Origin of the sequence: Thermoplasma volcanium GSS1 (genome assembly GCF_000011185.1) — an archaeon.
Taxonomy (GTDB): domain Archaea; phylum Thermoplasmatota; class Thermoplasmata; order Thermoplasmatales; family Thermoplasmataceae; genus Thermoplasma; species Thermoplasma volcanium.
This window is the reverse complement of sequence record NC_002689.2, coordinates 59,359-74,048: the sequence shown is the minus strand read 5'-3', so window position 1 is coordinate 74,048 and position 14,690 is coordinate 59,359. Positions and strand designations below refer to the sequence as shown.

The 14,690-nt window shown below is 41.1% G+C and carries 17 protein-coding genes and 1 tRNA gene; 7 read left to right on the top strand and 11 right to left on the bottom strand.

The annotated features are described in order from the left end of the window. Positions 1–42: 42 nt before the first annotated feature. From TVG_RS00375 to TVG_RS00360, 4 genes are all read right to left on the bottom strand, one after another. Positions 43–1,443: a hypothetical protein gene (locus TVG_RS00375; RefSeq protein WP_010916329.1), complete on the bottom strand. Its 1,401-nt coding sequence runs from the start codon at positions 1,441–1,443 to the stop codon at positions 43–45. A 50-nt stretch (positions 1,444–1,493) separates the two neighbouring features. Continuing rightward, a complete protein-coding gene (locus TVG_RS00370; protein ID WP_010916328.1) occupies positions 1,494–2,528 on the bottom strand; it encodes a DUF1611 domain-containing protein in 1,035 nt (344 codons plus the stop codon). Continuing rightward, complete coding sequence (locus TVG_RS00365) at positions 2,528–3,478, bottom strand: pyridoxal-phosphate dependent enzyme (protein WP_010916327.1); 951 nt, start codon at positions 3,476–3,478, stop codon at positions 2,528–2,530. Before TVG_RS00365 ends, TVG_RS00370 begins: the two co-directional genes overlap by 1 nt. Before the next feature lie 248 nt (positions 3,479–3,726). Next, positions 3,727–5,034, bottom strand: coding sequence for an MFS transporter (locus TVG_RS00360; RefSeq protein WP_010916326.1), 1,308 nt, complete (start codon positions 5,032–5,034; stop codon positions 3,727–3,729). A gap of 336 nt (positions 5,035–5,370) precedes the next feature. Between TVG_RS00360 and TVG_RS00355 the strand changes: the two genes are divergently transcribed. Both TVG_RS00355 and TVG_RS00350 read left to right on the top strand, forming a co-directional pair. Further along, complete coding sequence (locus TVG_RS00355; RefSeq protein ID WP_010916325.1) at positions 5,371–6,543, top strand: thiolase domain-containing protein; 1,173 nt, start codon at positions 5,371–5,373, stop codon at positions 6,541–6,543. A gap of 1 nt (position 6,544) precedes the next feature. Then, positions 6,545–7,021, top strand: coding sequence for a Zn-ribbon domain-containing OB-fold protein (locus TVG_RS00350; protein ID WP_010916324.1), 477 nt, complete (start codon positions 6,545–6,547; stop codon positions 7,019–7,021). Here TVG_RS00350 and TVG_RS00345 read toward each other — a convergent pair. Genes TVG_RS00345 through TVG_RS00335 form a run of 3 tightly spaced genes read right to left on the bottom strand, consistent with a single transcriptional unit; the run spans position 7,018 to position 8,714 of the window. Further along, complete coding sequence (locus TVG_RS00345) at positions 7,018–7,527, bottom strand: hypothetical protein (RefSeq protein WP_010916323.1); 510 nt, start codon at positions 7,525–7,527, stop codon at positions 7,018–7,020. The genes TVG_RS00350 and TVG_RS00345 overlap by 4 nt on opposite strands. 47 nt (positions 7,528–7,574) lie before the next feature. Then, entirely contained in the window at positions 7,575–8,069 is a 495-nt protein-coding gene (gene thpR / locus TVG_RS00340; RefSeq protein ID WP_010916322.1) for an RNA 2',3'-cyclic phosphodiesterase, read from the bottom strand. A 6-nt stretch (positions 8,070–8,075) separates the two neighbouring features. Beyond that, on the bottom strand, positions 8,076–8,714 hold the full coding sequence (locus TVG_RS00335; RefSeq protein WP_010916321.1) for a MarC family protein: 639 nt from the start codon (positions 8,712–8,714) through the stop codon (positions 8,076–8,078). Positions 8,715–8,809: 95 nt separating this feature from the next. Here TVG_RS00335 and TVG_RS08730 point away from each other — a divergent pair, with 95 nt between their 5' ends. From TVG_RS08730 to TVG_RS00320, 4 genes are all read left to right on the top strand, one after another. Beyond that, complete coding sequence (locus TVG_RS08730) at positions 8,810–9,073, top strand: hypothetical protein (RefSeq protein ID WP_052268453.1); 264 nt, start codon at positions 8,810–8,812, stop codon at positions 9,071–9,073. Then, a complete protein-coding gene (locus TVG_RS00330; RefSeq protein ID WP_241760291.1) occupies positions 9,048–9,488 on the top strand; it encodes a DUF47 domain-containing protein in 441 nt (146 codons plus the stop codon). The genes TVG_RS08730 and TVG_RS00330 overlap by 26 nt, the downstream gene beginning before the upstream one ends. Then, positions 9,488–10,378 carry an inorganic phosphate transporter gene (locus tag TVG_RS00325; RefSeq protein ID WP_010916319.1) on the top strand — a complete coding sequence of 297 codons (891 nt, stop codon included), beginning with the start codon at positions 9,488–9,490 and terminating at the stop codon, positions 10,376–10,378. Before TVG_RS00330 ends, TVG_RS00325 begins: the two co-directional genes overlap by 1 nt. Positions 10,379–10,450: 72 nt before the next feature. Further along, a tRNA-Leu gene (locus TVG_RS00320) sits at positions 10,451–10,535 on the top strand. Positions 10,536–10,555: 20 nt separating this feature from the next. Here the strand turns inward: TVG_RS00320 and TVG_RS00315 are convergent. The 3 genes from TVG_RS00315 to TVG_RS00305 form a co-directional block, all read right to left on the bottom strand. After that, entirely contained in the window at positions 10,556–11,170 is a 615-nt protein-coding gene (locus TVG_RS00315) for an N-glycosylase/DNA lyase (protein ID WP_010916318.1), read from the bottom strand. A gap of 7 nt (positions 11,171–11,177) precedes the next feature. After that, positions 11,178–11,795, bottom strand: a complete 618-nt coding sequence (locus TVG_RS00310) for a superoxide dismutase (protein ID WP_010916317.1) — start codon at positions 11,793–11,795, stop codon at positions 11,178–11,180. 72 nt (positions 11,796–11,867) lie between these two features. Further along, a complete protein-coding gene (locus TVG_RS00305; RefSeq protein ID WP_010916316.1) occupies positions 11,868–12,071 on the bottom strand; it encodes a nucleotide-binding protein in 204 nt (67 codons plus the stop codon). Between the two features lie 173 nt (positions 12,072–12,244). Between TVG_RS00305 and TVG_RS00300 the strand changes: the two genes are divergently transcribed. After that, a complete protein-coding gene (locus TVG_RS00300; RefSeq protein ID WP_010916315.1) occupies positions 12,245–13,183 on the top strand; it encodes an NAD-dependent epimerase/dehydratase family protein in 939 nt (312 codons plus the stop codon). Between the two features lie 426 nt (positions 13,184–13,609). Here the strand turns inward: TVG_RS00300 and gcvT are convergent, their stop codons facing one another. Next, the gene (gene gcvT, locus TVG_RS00295; protein ID WP_048054057.1) at positions 13,610–14,689 is read right to left on the bottom strand and encodes a glycine cleavage system aminomethyltransferase GcvT; all 1,080 of its coding nucleotides are present in this window, start codon (positions 14,687–14,689) and stop codon (positions 13,610–13,612) included. Between the last annotated feature and the right edge of the window lies 1 nt (position 14,690).

Below are 14,690 nucleotides of genomic sequence, written 5' to 3'. Positions count from 1 at the left end.
GATCCTTACTAAGTGAATAAGGTTTAATTCTTTCTTAATTTACTAATCTATTTTAACCCACTCTGAACCAACAAACTTGTAGAAACCAGTGCTGTATTTTGAGACGATTGATCTAACGCCATCTCTGAAACGTTCAGGCACAAGCGAGAAGGCACTATTTTCACCGGGCAGCTGATGGATGCCCTCGATGTGACTATTTATCCTTCTCCCTTCGAAAACCTTGGCTTTTAAGTATTCTAGTTCGTCAGGGTCTAACCTCATAGAAGCTGAATTTACGTTATCCTCTAGTTGCTTGACATGTTCGATGCTATACCCTGCTTCTGTTGGATCGGCTTCTGCGTTTAACATGAAGAGAAGTACACCCAAGCATTTGCTGCAAGTGCCGCATGGCTTTACGTCTCCCCCTTCATAATGGCAAAGGTGGCAAGACCTCTGCACGCGGAATAGATCATTGTATCTTTGCACTAGGATCTTTTCAACAAGCGTACCGAATATAGGATATACCGCAGAAAAAACCTTGCAATGTATACCATACTCTCTAAGAAATGAAGTGAGCGTGAGATTGAAGTCGTTTGTCTGGTCGTAGACACCATAGTAGTGCTTTATTCCATGGTATGGCTCCTCATAAATTGGATCGTCAAGTTCGTCTCCCAAAGCTATGTTGCCTATTCCGTACTTAATTACATAAGGAAGAACAGAAAATATGTAGACGGGGAATATGAACATCTGAACTGGATAGCTGTCTGCTTTTCTCCTTATCTCGTCTTGGTCAAGTATCTTAAGATGCCTATTCACAAACGAGTAGAACCTGTCAACATTGGACCAAACTCTAAGGACATTTTCGTATTTGCTGGAGAAGTAATCATAGGCCACTTTAGCGGTTTTCCAGTGTGCTCCGGATTCGTTAAAGAAAACCGGGTAAACAACTGCGCCTATCTCTTTCAGTATGCCAAAAGTAAGCAGGCTTTCTTTTCCGCCAGAGGATAGGACAATGACCTTCCTATCGTCAACTTCAAGCTTCTTTTTATCGCCATCAGAAATATCTGCCAAGACTTCTGTCCTTCCTTCAGCGTTTTCTTGTGTTATTTCTTCATCAGAAGGCAGATACTCCTTTAGGAAGAACTCGTACCGCCTCCTTACTATACTGTTTATGAACGTTTCTATATTGTTTATCCTTATGAATTCCTTCACAAGCTTTAAAAAACTTAGCGAAACTGGAAAGTTAAGCTTTATTCTCTTGGCGAAGTATGCATAGTTTATTACAGGCATTGTCATTATCATGCCCGCTAAATCGTAATCAATGTCCACATCCTGAGTATAGTCGAAGTACATGATGAACTTAAGGCCGTCTAGGTCTATCGTGCCCTTGATCCTTCTCCGATCCACTGAGTCTACTGATACTGCTATAGTATCGAATTGATTTACCCTCTCGTAGTAGAACATAATACCTCCTTTATTTTGTACATAAAATAAATAAAAAATTTATTTAAAAATCAGATGTTATAACTGTCTATTTCCCTAGTAACAGTAGATAACCTCTGCAGCGGATCGAACACTGGTATTCCAAACTTAGCCTGTAGCCTTGACTTTTCCTCTTTGACCATGGATTCGTCCATATTCTCAGTGTTTAGGGCTATTGCTATGACCTTTCTGTTCGACAGCAGCTCTAGTATCTTTATATACTTCTCTAATGGAGGTATCTCGTATCCCGGGAAGCCATCGAAGTACTTCCTCATAGGAGCATGCTGCAGTATTATGGCATCTGGCCTAGTGGCACCTATGATCTCAAAGCTGCCAGGATATGCAGGATGCAGTACCGAGCCCTGACCCTCTATGAACATGTAGTCAGGCCTCTCAGAATCCCAGGCTTCGTAGGTTATTGTCTCTAAAGCGCCTGCAACAAAGTCGTTTACTATCGCATCTACTACGACAGTGTACTTGAAGCCCTGCATCCAGGATGTTTGACCTGTACCTATCATGACGCTCTTCTTCCCTATGGCTTTCATTGCTCTATTAAGATAAATGGCTGTAGTACGCTTTCCTATTGCACTATCTGTACCAAGTACCGCTATCTTCTTAGCCTTAACCTTTTCTATGTTCCCGGTAAAGAAGTACTTTTTGTCCTTGAACAGCTTTCTTACATCTGTTATCCTGGATCCGGTTCTCCTTGCTATCTTTACAAACTCCGGATCATCGCTGACGAAGTCGTGAAGGCCGCTAACTATGTTCATTCCATATCCAAGTGCTGTGCGTATGTAAGGTCTATAATTCTCAGGAAGGACACCCCCGTCTGAGGCTATACCGACAATCAGTGTTTCTGCGTGCCCATTAATGGCCTCTTCCACACTAGATATTATCGGTATGCCGCTTGGCTTGTGCATCAGCACCTGACCGGCATCCTGGCCAGCGAGTCTTGAGTCTATCACAGAAGTTATGTGATACCTCTTGCTGTATCTGACAAGACCGTTTGCAGTCTTGCCGTAAGTAGTTGCAAACACCCCTTCAGAAAGTATTGTTGCGTTTTCCATTACATCCTCCTCCCCGTTATTACAGAAACAACATAATCGTCAGGATTTAAGTGCAGGTGTACCAGAGCGGCCACAGCTGAAGCGGAAGCAGGAAGCGGGTTAAGGCCCTCTTCCCTGTACATAAGCTCTGAGAACCTTACCATTTCATCGTCAGATACATAAAGAGCCTTACCATGCGTTTCTCTTATTGCCGCTAGGGCCTTATCGCCATCAAAGGATCTGTAAGATACCAGAGGTTCGTTCACAGCGGTCTCCCTAATGCGTGCTGGATCCAAATCGACTACCTTCTTATAGCCCCTCTTCCATGAGGACACTATCGGGTTGCCGCCACGCGTACTGACGCCTACCATCCTCGGCATCCTGTCGATTGTGCCGTTCAAGTACATAAGATGAAATCCCTCGTATATGCCAGAGAGAGTAGTGCCGTTTCCCACTGGAACGATAACATAGTCAGGTACCTTTAATATCGCCTCGTATATCTCAAATGCTATACCTGCATACATCTTTGTATCGATGTATGAGTGATCCGAACCAGGGCTGGCATCGTACAGGCTATTGTCTGTAGCATAATCATGTATAAAGGATACCGTTTCCTCGTACTTCCCGTTGTAATATAGTATCTCAGCGTTCGAAGAAAGCATGAAGTCCTCGCGGTCGTGCGTATATGCAGATGGCATACCTATGTAGGACTTAATGCCGTAAAGGTTTGCATAGTAAGCTATTGAGGCCCCGTAGTTTCCACATGTGCCAACAGCAATGCCATTATAGCCGTCCCTTATTGCATTGAGAACGTGGGCTTCAGATATGCGATCCTTCTGCGTTCCAGTTGCATTAGCTCCTTCAAACTTCAAAAAAAGATTGTTTAAACGGAGCTCCTTCCCAAGTGCATACGCTTTTATTGTGGGCGTACGCCCCGGGGGCTTTGTTTCGGAATTAAGTAGCTCTTCCATTCTTATCTACCAGTCTTATAACTGGTACGACAAGTTAGCGCATAGCTATATTTAAGAATTTTCCACACGATTTCGGATATTTGTTCGGATCTATCCATATAATATCATTCAACATTGGCGTTGTTTAATCTGGAAATATTTTATATGCATATTTCCCACAAATCAAGAGCTAGGTTATTATGTATATTGAGCCTAAATTTGTCAGAAAAAAAGCTAATAGCGAAGGGATAAAGATGATAAAAAAGGATCTAAAGTTTTACATCAGAAAGATCTAATCCTCTCGTCTCCTTTGATAGCAAAGCTGAAGAAAATATAAACAGTTCTCCTATAATCACAAATATACCCCACCATCCAAAGAAGAAAGGCGAAGTAAAACTGACTATGAGCAGCAGAAAAACAGTGCTCCAGTTTCCAAGGATAAAGCCTCCGTTAAATCCAATCCCTGTACCAGTACTCCTGACCTCTGTTGGATATTTTTCACTGAGAAAAGATGGGATTACACCGTATATTCCAGTAGTCAAGAATGCTATAATGCTGGCAAATATCAGAGACCCTGAGAATCCAAGATAATGCTTTATAATCAAGAAAGTCAATGGTATGGAGAAAATTATCGCTAGTATTGAATATATAACCATAACTGTTCTTCGACCAATATGATCGCTAAGGTATCCAGAGGACAGGTAACCAAGTAGGGAAACTAGTATAGCCGTTATGACTACATATAGGAAATAGGGGAACTTGAGGAAGCCATCAAACGATAATACCGTAGGGAAGAAACCCAGCGTGAGCCCATAGACCCAGGCAATCCCTGTCATAGCAAGCACGCTTGTGATTATTTCGTAAGTGAGCCTCCTGTTTTTGAAAACATCGCTCAATGTAAGCTTCTTTGCTCTATCTTTAGTTTCGATCCACATAGCCGATTCAGGCATCTTTAAACGTATTACGAGCCCTATTATCGCAGGAATTATTCCTATCCAGAACATCCAACGCCATCCAGTAATTGCAAACTCTGTTCCAGGGAATACATAGTGCAGGTACAGGAAAATTACTGCAGCAAGCGTATATCCAAGCGGGTACCCGCTCTGGATGGCTGCTCCCCATATTCCACGCTTTGGTGCACCCACTGTTTCCATTAGTATAGATGATCCATTACCGTATTCTCCACCAGCAAATATTCCTGTAATTATCCTGAATAAGAAAAGCAAAAGAGGAGCAGCTATGCCGATAACTGAGTACACAGGAAGGAAGCCAGTCGCAAATGTTATTAGTCCAAGCCCCAGGAGAGTAATTGTCATAGTATTCTTTCGGCCTATGCGGTCTCCTAGTCTTCCGAAAATAAGACCGCCAACTGGCCTAAAGATAAATGTAGTTGTATATATGCTCCATGTACCTATTATTGCAAGTCCGTAGTGTGCTGGGAAGAATAGATCAGCAATTACAGGCACCAATAAGAACATCATGCTCAGATTAAACGCATCCATTACCCATCCTGCTATCGCCCCAGGATACACTGACCAAGGATTAACCCTAACTTTTGAATATGTTGACGTTTGCACCTAGGTATAACATCTATGTCGATTAAAAACTTATGTTATTTGTTTTACTTGCATAATTTCATCGACACACGCAAAATACTATCAATTTTATTGCAGTATTGCCTTTATACTTCCTCCAATCTAGTTTTTAACTCGGAAACATTAATATTATTCGAATAAATTAATAAAAAATGATAGATTAATAGTTAAATCTGTGATTTACAAAATATCATTATGACCTCTCTATAATGCTTTGTATCACAAAATCCAAATTTATTCAGATTTTAATTCCTTATTGCATTATCATATAGCACTATTATTAAAAAAATCTATCTATGAAGAGCCGATACTTTTGCAATGGTAAGAGTAGGGATAATAGGCTATGGCATTTCAAAGTTTGGCAAGAGGAACGACGCGTCAATGTATGACCTCATATGGGAAGCTGGTTCTGAAGCCCTGAAAACAAGCGGAGTAGACAAAAAGGATGTTGAATATTTAGTGGTTTCAAATATGGGCATGTGGAGCTCAGAAGAACTTCCTGCTGTGGTTGCAGGTGAAGTACTGGGCACTGAAAGGGCGGGTACTAACAGGGTAGAAGCTGCCTGTGCGAGCGGCAGTTCAGCCATATCATCCGCCTACGACGCTATCGCCTCAGGGCATGTAAGGATGGCTATGGCCCTGGGAGTTGAGAAGATGAGCGAGGTTGATACAGGTACTGCCATAGAGCTCATAGGTCGGGCAGGAAACTTCCTCTGGGAGTATGAGTTCTTCGGTCTGACTTTTCCTGGGTACTATGCTCTGCACGCTACCGCATACTTAGATAAGTACGGTGGCAAAGAAGAGGATCTTGCGCTGGTTTCCGTCAAGAATCATCACTACGCACATTTTAACCCAAAAGCCCAGTTTACAAATGATATAAGTGTCGAGGACGTAATGTCGAGCAGGTACATAGCTTCCCCGCTCAAGCTGTACGATTCTTCACCTATAACTGATGGTGCAGCAGCCGTTGTCCTTGCTTCTGAAGACGTTGCAAAGCAGTATACCGATACTCCGGTCTGGATAGATGCTATAGGATCTAACCTCGGAACTTCAAACTTAAGCAAGCGGCCCGACTTCACGGGCATAGAAGCCGCAAGAGAGGCTGCAAGGAAAGCCTATAAAGTGGCTGGTATTGACAGCGAGAAACCATATAATTTCATAGACGGTGCTGATGTGCACGACTGCTTTTCTATAGCAGAGCTAATGGCCTATGAAGACCTTGGCTTTGCTGGCAAAGGCGAGGCGCTTGAACTGATAAGAGAAGGGCAGACATACATAGGCGGTAGGATACCTGTGAATGTAGACGGTGGCTTGATATCCAAAGGACACCCTATTGGGGCCACTGGCGTTGCCATGGCAGTCGAAGCAACAAAACAGTTACTCAGAAAGGCAGAGAATGGCAGGCAGATAGATGTGAATAAAGGAAGATTCCTTACACACAATGTTGGCGGTACCGGCCACTATGCTTTCGTTACGGTTTATTCTATATGAGGTGATAAAATTGCCAGAATACATATCAAAGGATGAAAAGAGCGGCTATCCCATATTGGTGGACATGAGAAGCCTATCAATAAAGTACAGGATACCAGTACTTAAGATTAAAAAGTTCTTTGATGCTTTGGATAAGGGCATTATAATGGCAACACGCTGCCCTGTGTGCGGGGCCAAGTATTTCCCTCCGGAAGCTTGGTGTTCAGCCTGCGGATATAGCGGTGAAATGGAGTTCTATCCCATAGAAACTGATGGTACGCTCTTAACTTTCACAAAGATATTCGCAAAACCAGGTTCATTTTCTTCTTTCCCAGACTATACTGTAGGTATAGCCAGGATCGATAAAGAAGGATTCAACGTGCTCGCCTGGTTATCTGATAAAATAGAGAACCCAAAAGTAGGAATGCCAGTTAAGTTAAGAGTGGTGAAGAGGGCAATAGACAATGCCCTGATATATGAGATATCGAACAGAGATTAAGGCCTTAGGGCCTTCTTCTCCTCTCTCTTTTTATTCCACCGTATGGCAGCGTTCCTAACTGGCTTTAACACTATTGCAGCTATGCCAAATGCAAGAAGGGCCAGCGATATGTAAAGCATGAAAAAAACTGGCTGAGGCACTATGCTAAATACTACTTCTACGTTCTCAGTGGTATTTCCTGTATTTGTTACGATTAAAGACCATGGGCCACTCTGCACAGCCATCATGCTACCGGAAGTATTCATAGTATGCGAAAATGTATAATGTGTACCGTCAGGAGAGGATAGATAAGAGGATATGCTTGATGATGAGCTAACAAAAAGGATCTTATATGAGAGGTATTCGCTTACAGCAGCTTCTTTTGTGATCTCTATTGAGGATCCTGGCGTTATTGTGTGGCTGTAGCTGCTTGTGTCTCGAGATATGTAGAATATGGAGGATCCAAATAGAATGAGGGAGACTAGGACTATTACAACCCCGATCCTGCCCACGGTCTTAATATCCATTTAATATGCACCGAGAAATACATGCGTTCAGGTTTAAAAAGTGATCGTTACTCTAATGCTTTGCAGCAGACCCTGCTATAAATTGGCCCGGATGGTGTAAGCCTGCTGCTGAATAGGCATACTTCTTTGGCCTCATACTCTTCCTGCGTAAATTCTAATGGCGGGATCCTAACCTTAGCCTTGATTCTACCAATTGTTATGTGGGGCACAAAGTCCTTATCAATGCCTACTATCCGTCCTATTTCTATATATAATTTTTCTATATCATTCGACTGTAGATCTAAAAATATTACCCTAGGGCTTCGCATGTTTGGGAATGCTCCTATACCTAAGGTCTTTATAGTGAACTTATGTACCTTAAGGCCAGATAGGCCCGAGCATATTTTCTTTGCAAAATCATCATCTATATCTCCAAGGAACTTTAGGGTTATGTGTACATTTGTGTCCTCAACAACTTTTATGTTGCGAGATTGCCTAAATGTGGAAAGGATATTTTTCATATAAGACGAAGGGTCTATTGGAATTGCTATGAAAGCCCTCATAATTGATCACCCTAATATTCTCGCAACAACGTAAGCGAGACCAGTAACCATAAAGTCCACAGCTATGGCCGCGAGGAGCAGCCCCATTATCCTGGATATCAAGAGGGAACCTGTGTTTCCCAAAAACTTAAAGAGTATGGATGAGTAGTGGAGCATAAGATACGATACAACAATTACAAGGAAAACAGCAACAATAACTAACACTTTGTCGGTGAGATTGGTACTGTAAGAGTTAAAGTATATAATCGCAGTAGTTATAGAACCCGGACCCGCAAGGAGAGGAGTTCCTATCGGCGCTATCCCTATAGAGCTTCTTTCAGCTGTCTCCTCTTTCTCCACGGGAGTTAGCTTTGTCGTAGAGGTCCTACCCTGTAGCATATCAAAAGCTACTTTGAACAGCAGGACGCCACCTGCAACTTTAAAATCGTCTATGTTTATACCGAGTACCTGGAAGATGTAGATACCTATAAACATGAAACCAAAAAGCATCAACGCCTCAGTAACTGTAGCGTTCTTTACAACCCTGTCAAAGTCTTCAGATGAGTAGCCTTCGGTTACAGCTATCAAAACAGGCAGAGCTCCTATTGGATTCACTAGCGCGAATAATGCTATGAAAACTGTGACGAGGAATAGGAGCGTCTCCATCCAATCCTGATCGACAGGTCATTTAAAGCCTTTATTCAGCAAATTCTCGAAATCATGATACTTAGCATTATATATAAGTAAAAAATATCAGATGAATGGTAAATTCTCACTTCCTTAAAAGGATTATATCAGTAGGTGAAAAGGAGATACTTGCCAGGCTGACTGATTACGCCGATCTTTCTTATAAGGCAACGGATATACTCATATTCATGATGAAGGATTGCAGCAGTCTTGTCGAGAGAAACGAGGAAGTGAAGGAAATAGAGAAAGTTGGCGATGAGCTTAACATCTCTATTAAGCAGGACATAACAAAGGGGAATAAGCCCAAACCTTATGGACAACTTGATACAATTGGTTGAGAAGAGCGATGACATTCTTGACACATCCTACTTCATAAGCAGAGAGATAAAGCGAATGTTTCTAGACTATGGGCGCGGCATGGATCGGTGCTCCTCCATAATACAAAAGTGTTACAGTACGTTCATTTCCATGCTTGAATACAATAAAGGGGCACTGAAGCACCTTAATGCCATGCTCACCGCAGAAAATGATGACAAGATAAGGGAAGAACGTATAGCTATAGAGAAGCTTGAGGAAAAGGTCGATGAACTTAAGGATGATACTTTCGACTATATATACAGGAACGCTGATGATATACCGTACCTTGTATTTTCACACCTTGTAGACCTGACCCACAAGGTAGACGATATGCTTGACGACTGTGAAGACGCAGCTGATCTCATAATAACAATAACGAGATCGATCACGAGTTGATGCAGTACCTATTGCTTCTATCTTTCCTGTTAGTCATCTTGGTTGCAGGAAACAATACATCTGCTGTTTCTGGTACGCTTATAGGTTCTAGGATGGTCGGAAGGTACTACGGCCTTTTAATGACAGCTGTAGGATACGTTGCTGGCTACCTGATCGAAGGGCAGTTTCTTAAGAAAGCTGTATCAGTGCTCCTCCCATTTCCTCCCGAAGTCGTAATTTATGCTATTCTTGCGTCATTTATAATATTTGTAGTGGCATTCTTTGTAAAGGTTCCGCTCTCTCTCACCATGGCCCTAGTAGGTTCGTCAATAGGGTTATCATTGAAGTATGGGGTCAATTTACCTAAGAGCTTTCTGCTTAGCATATTTGTCGCATGGATACTTGCACCAATAATTTCCGTAGTGCTGTCTTACTACCTTAACGTGGTAATGTCTGGAAAGAACTACGGAAATATATGGAAGTACGCTTCTGCTGTTAAATTGCTACTTATCTTCACTGCGCTTTTCACCGCATTTACGCTCGGGGCCAACACAATAGGCTTTATAGGCAACGTAATTGGCTTCAATACGGAGAACAACATAGTGATTGTTGCTGCAGTATTTTTGGGAACTTTCATGTTCAGCAGCGGCGTTATGAAAAGCGTTTCCCAGAATATGTACATGTTGAAATACACCAATGCCTTCACGTCTCAGATCGTGTCTGCACTCGCTGTTGAGGTTTCAACCTTATTTTCCATACCAATGTCGAACACTCAGACGCTCACGTCCAGCGTATTAGGGGCAGGCCTATCGTACAAAGCGAAAGCGATATATCTAAGACCATTTCTCTACATAGTTGTAATGTGGATTATATCACCGATACTTGGATTGGTTTTAACCTACGTCCTATAAGCGCAAAGAGTTTATTAATTGAGTTGCAATTGACGTATCCTCTATTAGATATCGTCCTAAAAGCCTTATACTGCGGAGGTTGTCGAGACTGGTCAAAGGCGCCAGATTGAGGGTCTGGTTCCGTAGGGATGCGAGGGTTCAAATCCCTCCCTCCGCACTCTTACAAAAAAAATTTATTTACTTTATAACTGTCCCTGTCTCCATATACCATATATAGAGATCCAGAACGCCAGGTTCCATGCCAACGGATTTTGCTATTTCCCTAAATATAGATTCATTGTATAGGTAGTTTTTCCTACTTGTATTTTTCTTTACTTGAAAGTAACGTGAGAGCCATTCAAGTATGTGTTTATCAAGTATAGCAAAATCAAATACGCCTACGTTTCTGAGGAAATGCGAAGCTTCCTTATATCCAAAACCGTATACGTTCTCCACAAGTAGATCCCTTGCTTCTTCCTTGTTGTCCATTGACACTATGTAAGGTAGTTCATCAACGATATCCCTCGACTCCACTATATACCTAGGCCTGACATTGTAGAATCTGTATTTAAATGCCTTCAGCTTCTCTCTTAATTCGTTCTCTGATAGATATAAAAAGCCTTTTCCTATACGATTCTGCATATCTAGCGCCATTCTGGCAGATGTATTTGCGGCCAGAATGCAAAAACATAGTTCTTCGAAGAGCGCGTCCTTGTTTTTCCTATCAAATAATTTGAATTCTTCAACTTTTTTGTTTATAATTAATGAGGCTTCTCCTTGAAAAAGTGGTAAAAAATACTGGTTAAAATCCATAAAAAATTCAGGATTTGAAAGCTTCGTAAGCCTTCTTAGCCTTCTCTAGCCTCTTAAGCACAACAGGCCAGTTGACGTTCTTCATGAAGGCGTCAAGGTACGGTGCTCTCTTAGCGCCGTAATCAACGTAGTAAGCATGTTCGTAAACATCCATGGTTAGTATTGCGATTGAGTTCCATATCAAGCCTACGTTATGCGCATCTGAGCCTATGTTCCTAAGCTTTCCATAGTTGAGATCGAATACAAGTATGGCCCATCCTCTAAAGGCTGTACCAGTAGCTTTGAAATCTTCCAGCCACTTTTCGTATGATCCGAAGTCCTTAGCTACTGCATCTTTGAACTCGTCAGGGACTTCGCTGTGACTCGGGGTAAGGCCCTCAAAGTAGAGTTCGTGCAGGAAAGAGCCTCCGTAGTTAAAAGTCTCCTCTAGCTTAAGAGCCCTGAACTCACTATAATTCTGGTTAGCCTTGCTCCTGTCAACGTCAGGGAGCCTTGACCATATCTCGTTTAGCTTGTTTACATATCCCTTATAATGCACATCGAAGTGGTTGTCTATCTGTACATCTGATATTCCTTCTAGTCCTCTCGGTTTTAATTTTTCCTTTATCTCCCAGGTTTCTGCCATTTTTTCACCTACTTAGACAATGCCTTCTTTCTTTAAAAATTTTTTTAAAATTTAAGTAAGAATTAATATTAATTAATACTCGTTAAATTGATCTAGCGGGATCGTATCCTCTGGAGGCGATGAAATTCTGTTTTTTTCCCTTGTTTTTGAAATCCATTCGTCAAAGCTCTCCTCGTCGCTTGTCCTAGACCTCTCCATCTCTGATTCGCAATCAGAACAATATAAACCAGAGTATATTGGTGTTCCACAGATGAGGCAATGAAGTTTTTGCTGCATGGCATGGATGAATGATTCCATTCTAAAATTATTTGTGACTTAACCCAAAATTATGTAGATGATTATTACATACTGTAATGTATATTCGTCATAGTGGCTATTTTATTGTCATGGGCATGCATTTAAAAATACAATGTAAATAATTATATTCAGATTGCTGATAATCCGTTCGCATGGAAAACAAAAGGATACTCATAACAGGGGGCGCCGGCTTCATAGGTTCGAATATGGTGGAGCATTTGCTGCCTAAAAATGAAGTGACTGTCATTGATAACCTGAGCATAACTGATGATAGGTACATAAAAAAATTCTATGATAATCCTAATTTTAAATTCATAAAGAAGGACATACTGAATGGAATAGATGGATATCACTATGACATTGTTGTGCACCTGGCAGCTGATTCTGATGTGAGGAATGGATCTTCAAATCCTGCGCTTGATATGAAGGTCAACGTTGAAGGCACAATCAGTGTGCTAGAAATGATGAGGAAGTCTGACATAAAAGACATATTATTTGCTTCCAGCTCAACGGTGTATGGAGAAGCAAAGGTTATACCTACACCTGAGAACTATGGACCACTTTTGCCCATATCTTCTTACGGAGCCTCTAAACTTGCAGCAGAGGCTTTTATATCAGCATACGCTAGCTACTACGGTTTTAACGCGCTTCTTTTCAGGTTTGCAAATGTTGTTGGAAAAAACTCAACGCATGGCGTAATATTTGATTTTATAAATAAACTTAAGAACAACAAGAAAGAACTAGAAGTTCTAGGAGACGGAACTCAAGCGAAGTCATACATACACGTTGAAGATCTCATCGGATCAATGATATACGTTTATGAACACGTAAAAGGCGTTGAACCATTCAACCTAGGCAATGACGATGTTACTAGTGTCGATAAGATTGCAAAATTTGTGCTGGAGGCTATGGGACTTAAAGATACGGCAATTGTACACCGCGGTGGATACAATGGAAGAGGGTGGCCTGGAGACGTAAAATATGCCATGATGGATATAGCTAAGCTTAAAAAAACAGGTTGGAAAAATAAGTATAGCAGCGATGAAGCTGTGAAGAAATCTATAAATGAAGTAATGAATCAGATACTGTAGAGGGGGAGGGGTACATTTCCACTGCAGCTATGGAAATGCAATGACAAGCTAGCGATAACCAATCAAATCATCGTAATGGTCACTGATCTCCGTAACGCCAATGTGCGGATATTCGTTGAAACGCAGCAACTGTTTCTTACTTGCAAGTCTAATGATACTATTCTTTATACTTCCATTAAACATGCATAAAGAATTATTTTGGAAGAAGGCATATGAAATAAGCCTTCGCAGAGATCATGTCATTAAAACCAACGTTCTTTCAAAAATTTAGCTTAACTAAAGTATTCTTTTAGAGATGATTTCTCATCTCGGCACTTTTCTCGTATTCGTATTTCATGTAAGTAGGAATTTTTCTTCATCACAATCCATAAAAATAGTCGGGAGAGGGAGAGGTCTATTTCCACTGCGGCGTGTTATTTCGATGTACTACTTTACTATCTTTGGCCTTGAAACCGTAGCCTCGTGATCCTTTCCCCTTATCTCAACGAAAACCTTTGTCCCTTCTTTAGAATATTCTTTATCTATATAACCTAAAGCTATACCTTTATTTAATACCGGTGAAATAGAACCGCTCGTCAGTGTTCCTACAACTTTGCCATTTACCTTTACTGAATTTCCTGATCTTGGTATTCCATCCGATAATATAAAACCTCTGAATATCTGTTTATCTTCCTTTCTTCTATCTTCTAAGCTTTTCTTGCCAATAAAATCACCATCGTTGTTAACTATAAAAGATATAGAAGCTTCATATGGATCTCTGTTTTCGTTGAAATCGTGTCCAGACAGAAGCATTCCCTTCTCCATTCGAAGAGTATCCCTTGAGCCAAGTCCACATGGCAACCCAGATCTCTTCTCTACTAATGAGAGGAGTTTTCTCCAAAGTTCAACGGCATACTCGTTCGGAATTATAAACTCAACTCCTTTCTCTCCTGTATATCCAGTACCGGATATTATTATATCGTTTTTTCCAGTTATTGCGTTCTTATACTTCCCGTTTACGTATGTGAATTTAAAGTAACCTGGATATGAAAATCCAAGTTCGGATATTACAGATTCAGATTCTGGGCCCTGCAATGCAATGCTCGATATTTTGCTCGAAACGTTTTCTATTTTTACATCAAAACCTTTAGAATTTTTTGTAACCCATTCATATATTTTATCTGTGGTACCAGCGTTCGGCACAAAAAAGTATGAATCGCTGCTCATTCTGTATACGATTGTATCATCTATCATCTGACCTTTTTCATTTAAGAAGGCAGTATATATACATTCACCATCATTGAGACTCGATACTTTTGTGGGAAACATATGGTCGAGGAACTTTCCAGCTTCTCTACCTCTGACTGTTATATCTCCCATGTGAGATACATCGAATATTCCTGCGTGCTTACGTACAGACATGTGTTCTTCGATTATGCTCTTGTAGTAAAGAGGCATATCCCAACCATTGAAATCGGTAAAGTGTGCGTTTAATTTTACATGTTCATCATAAAGGACAGTCTTCATC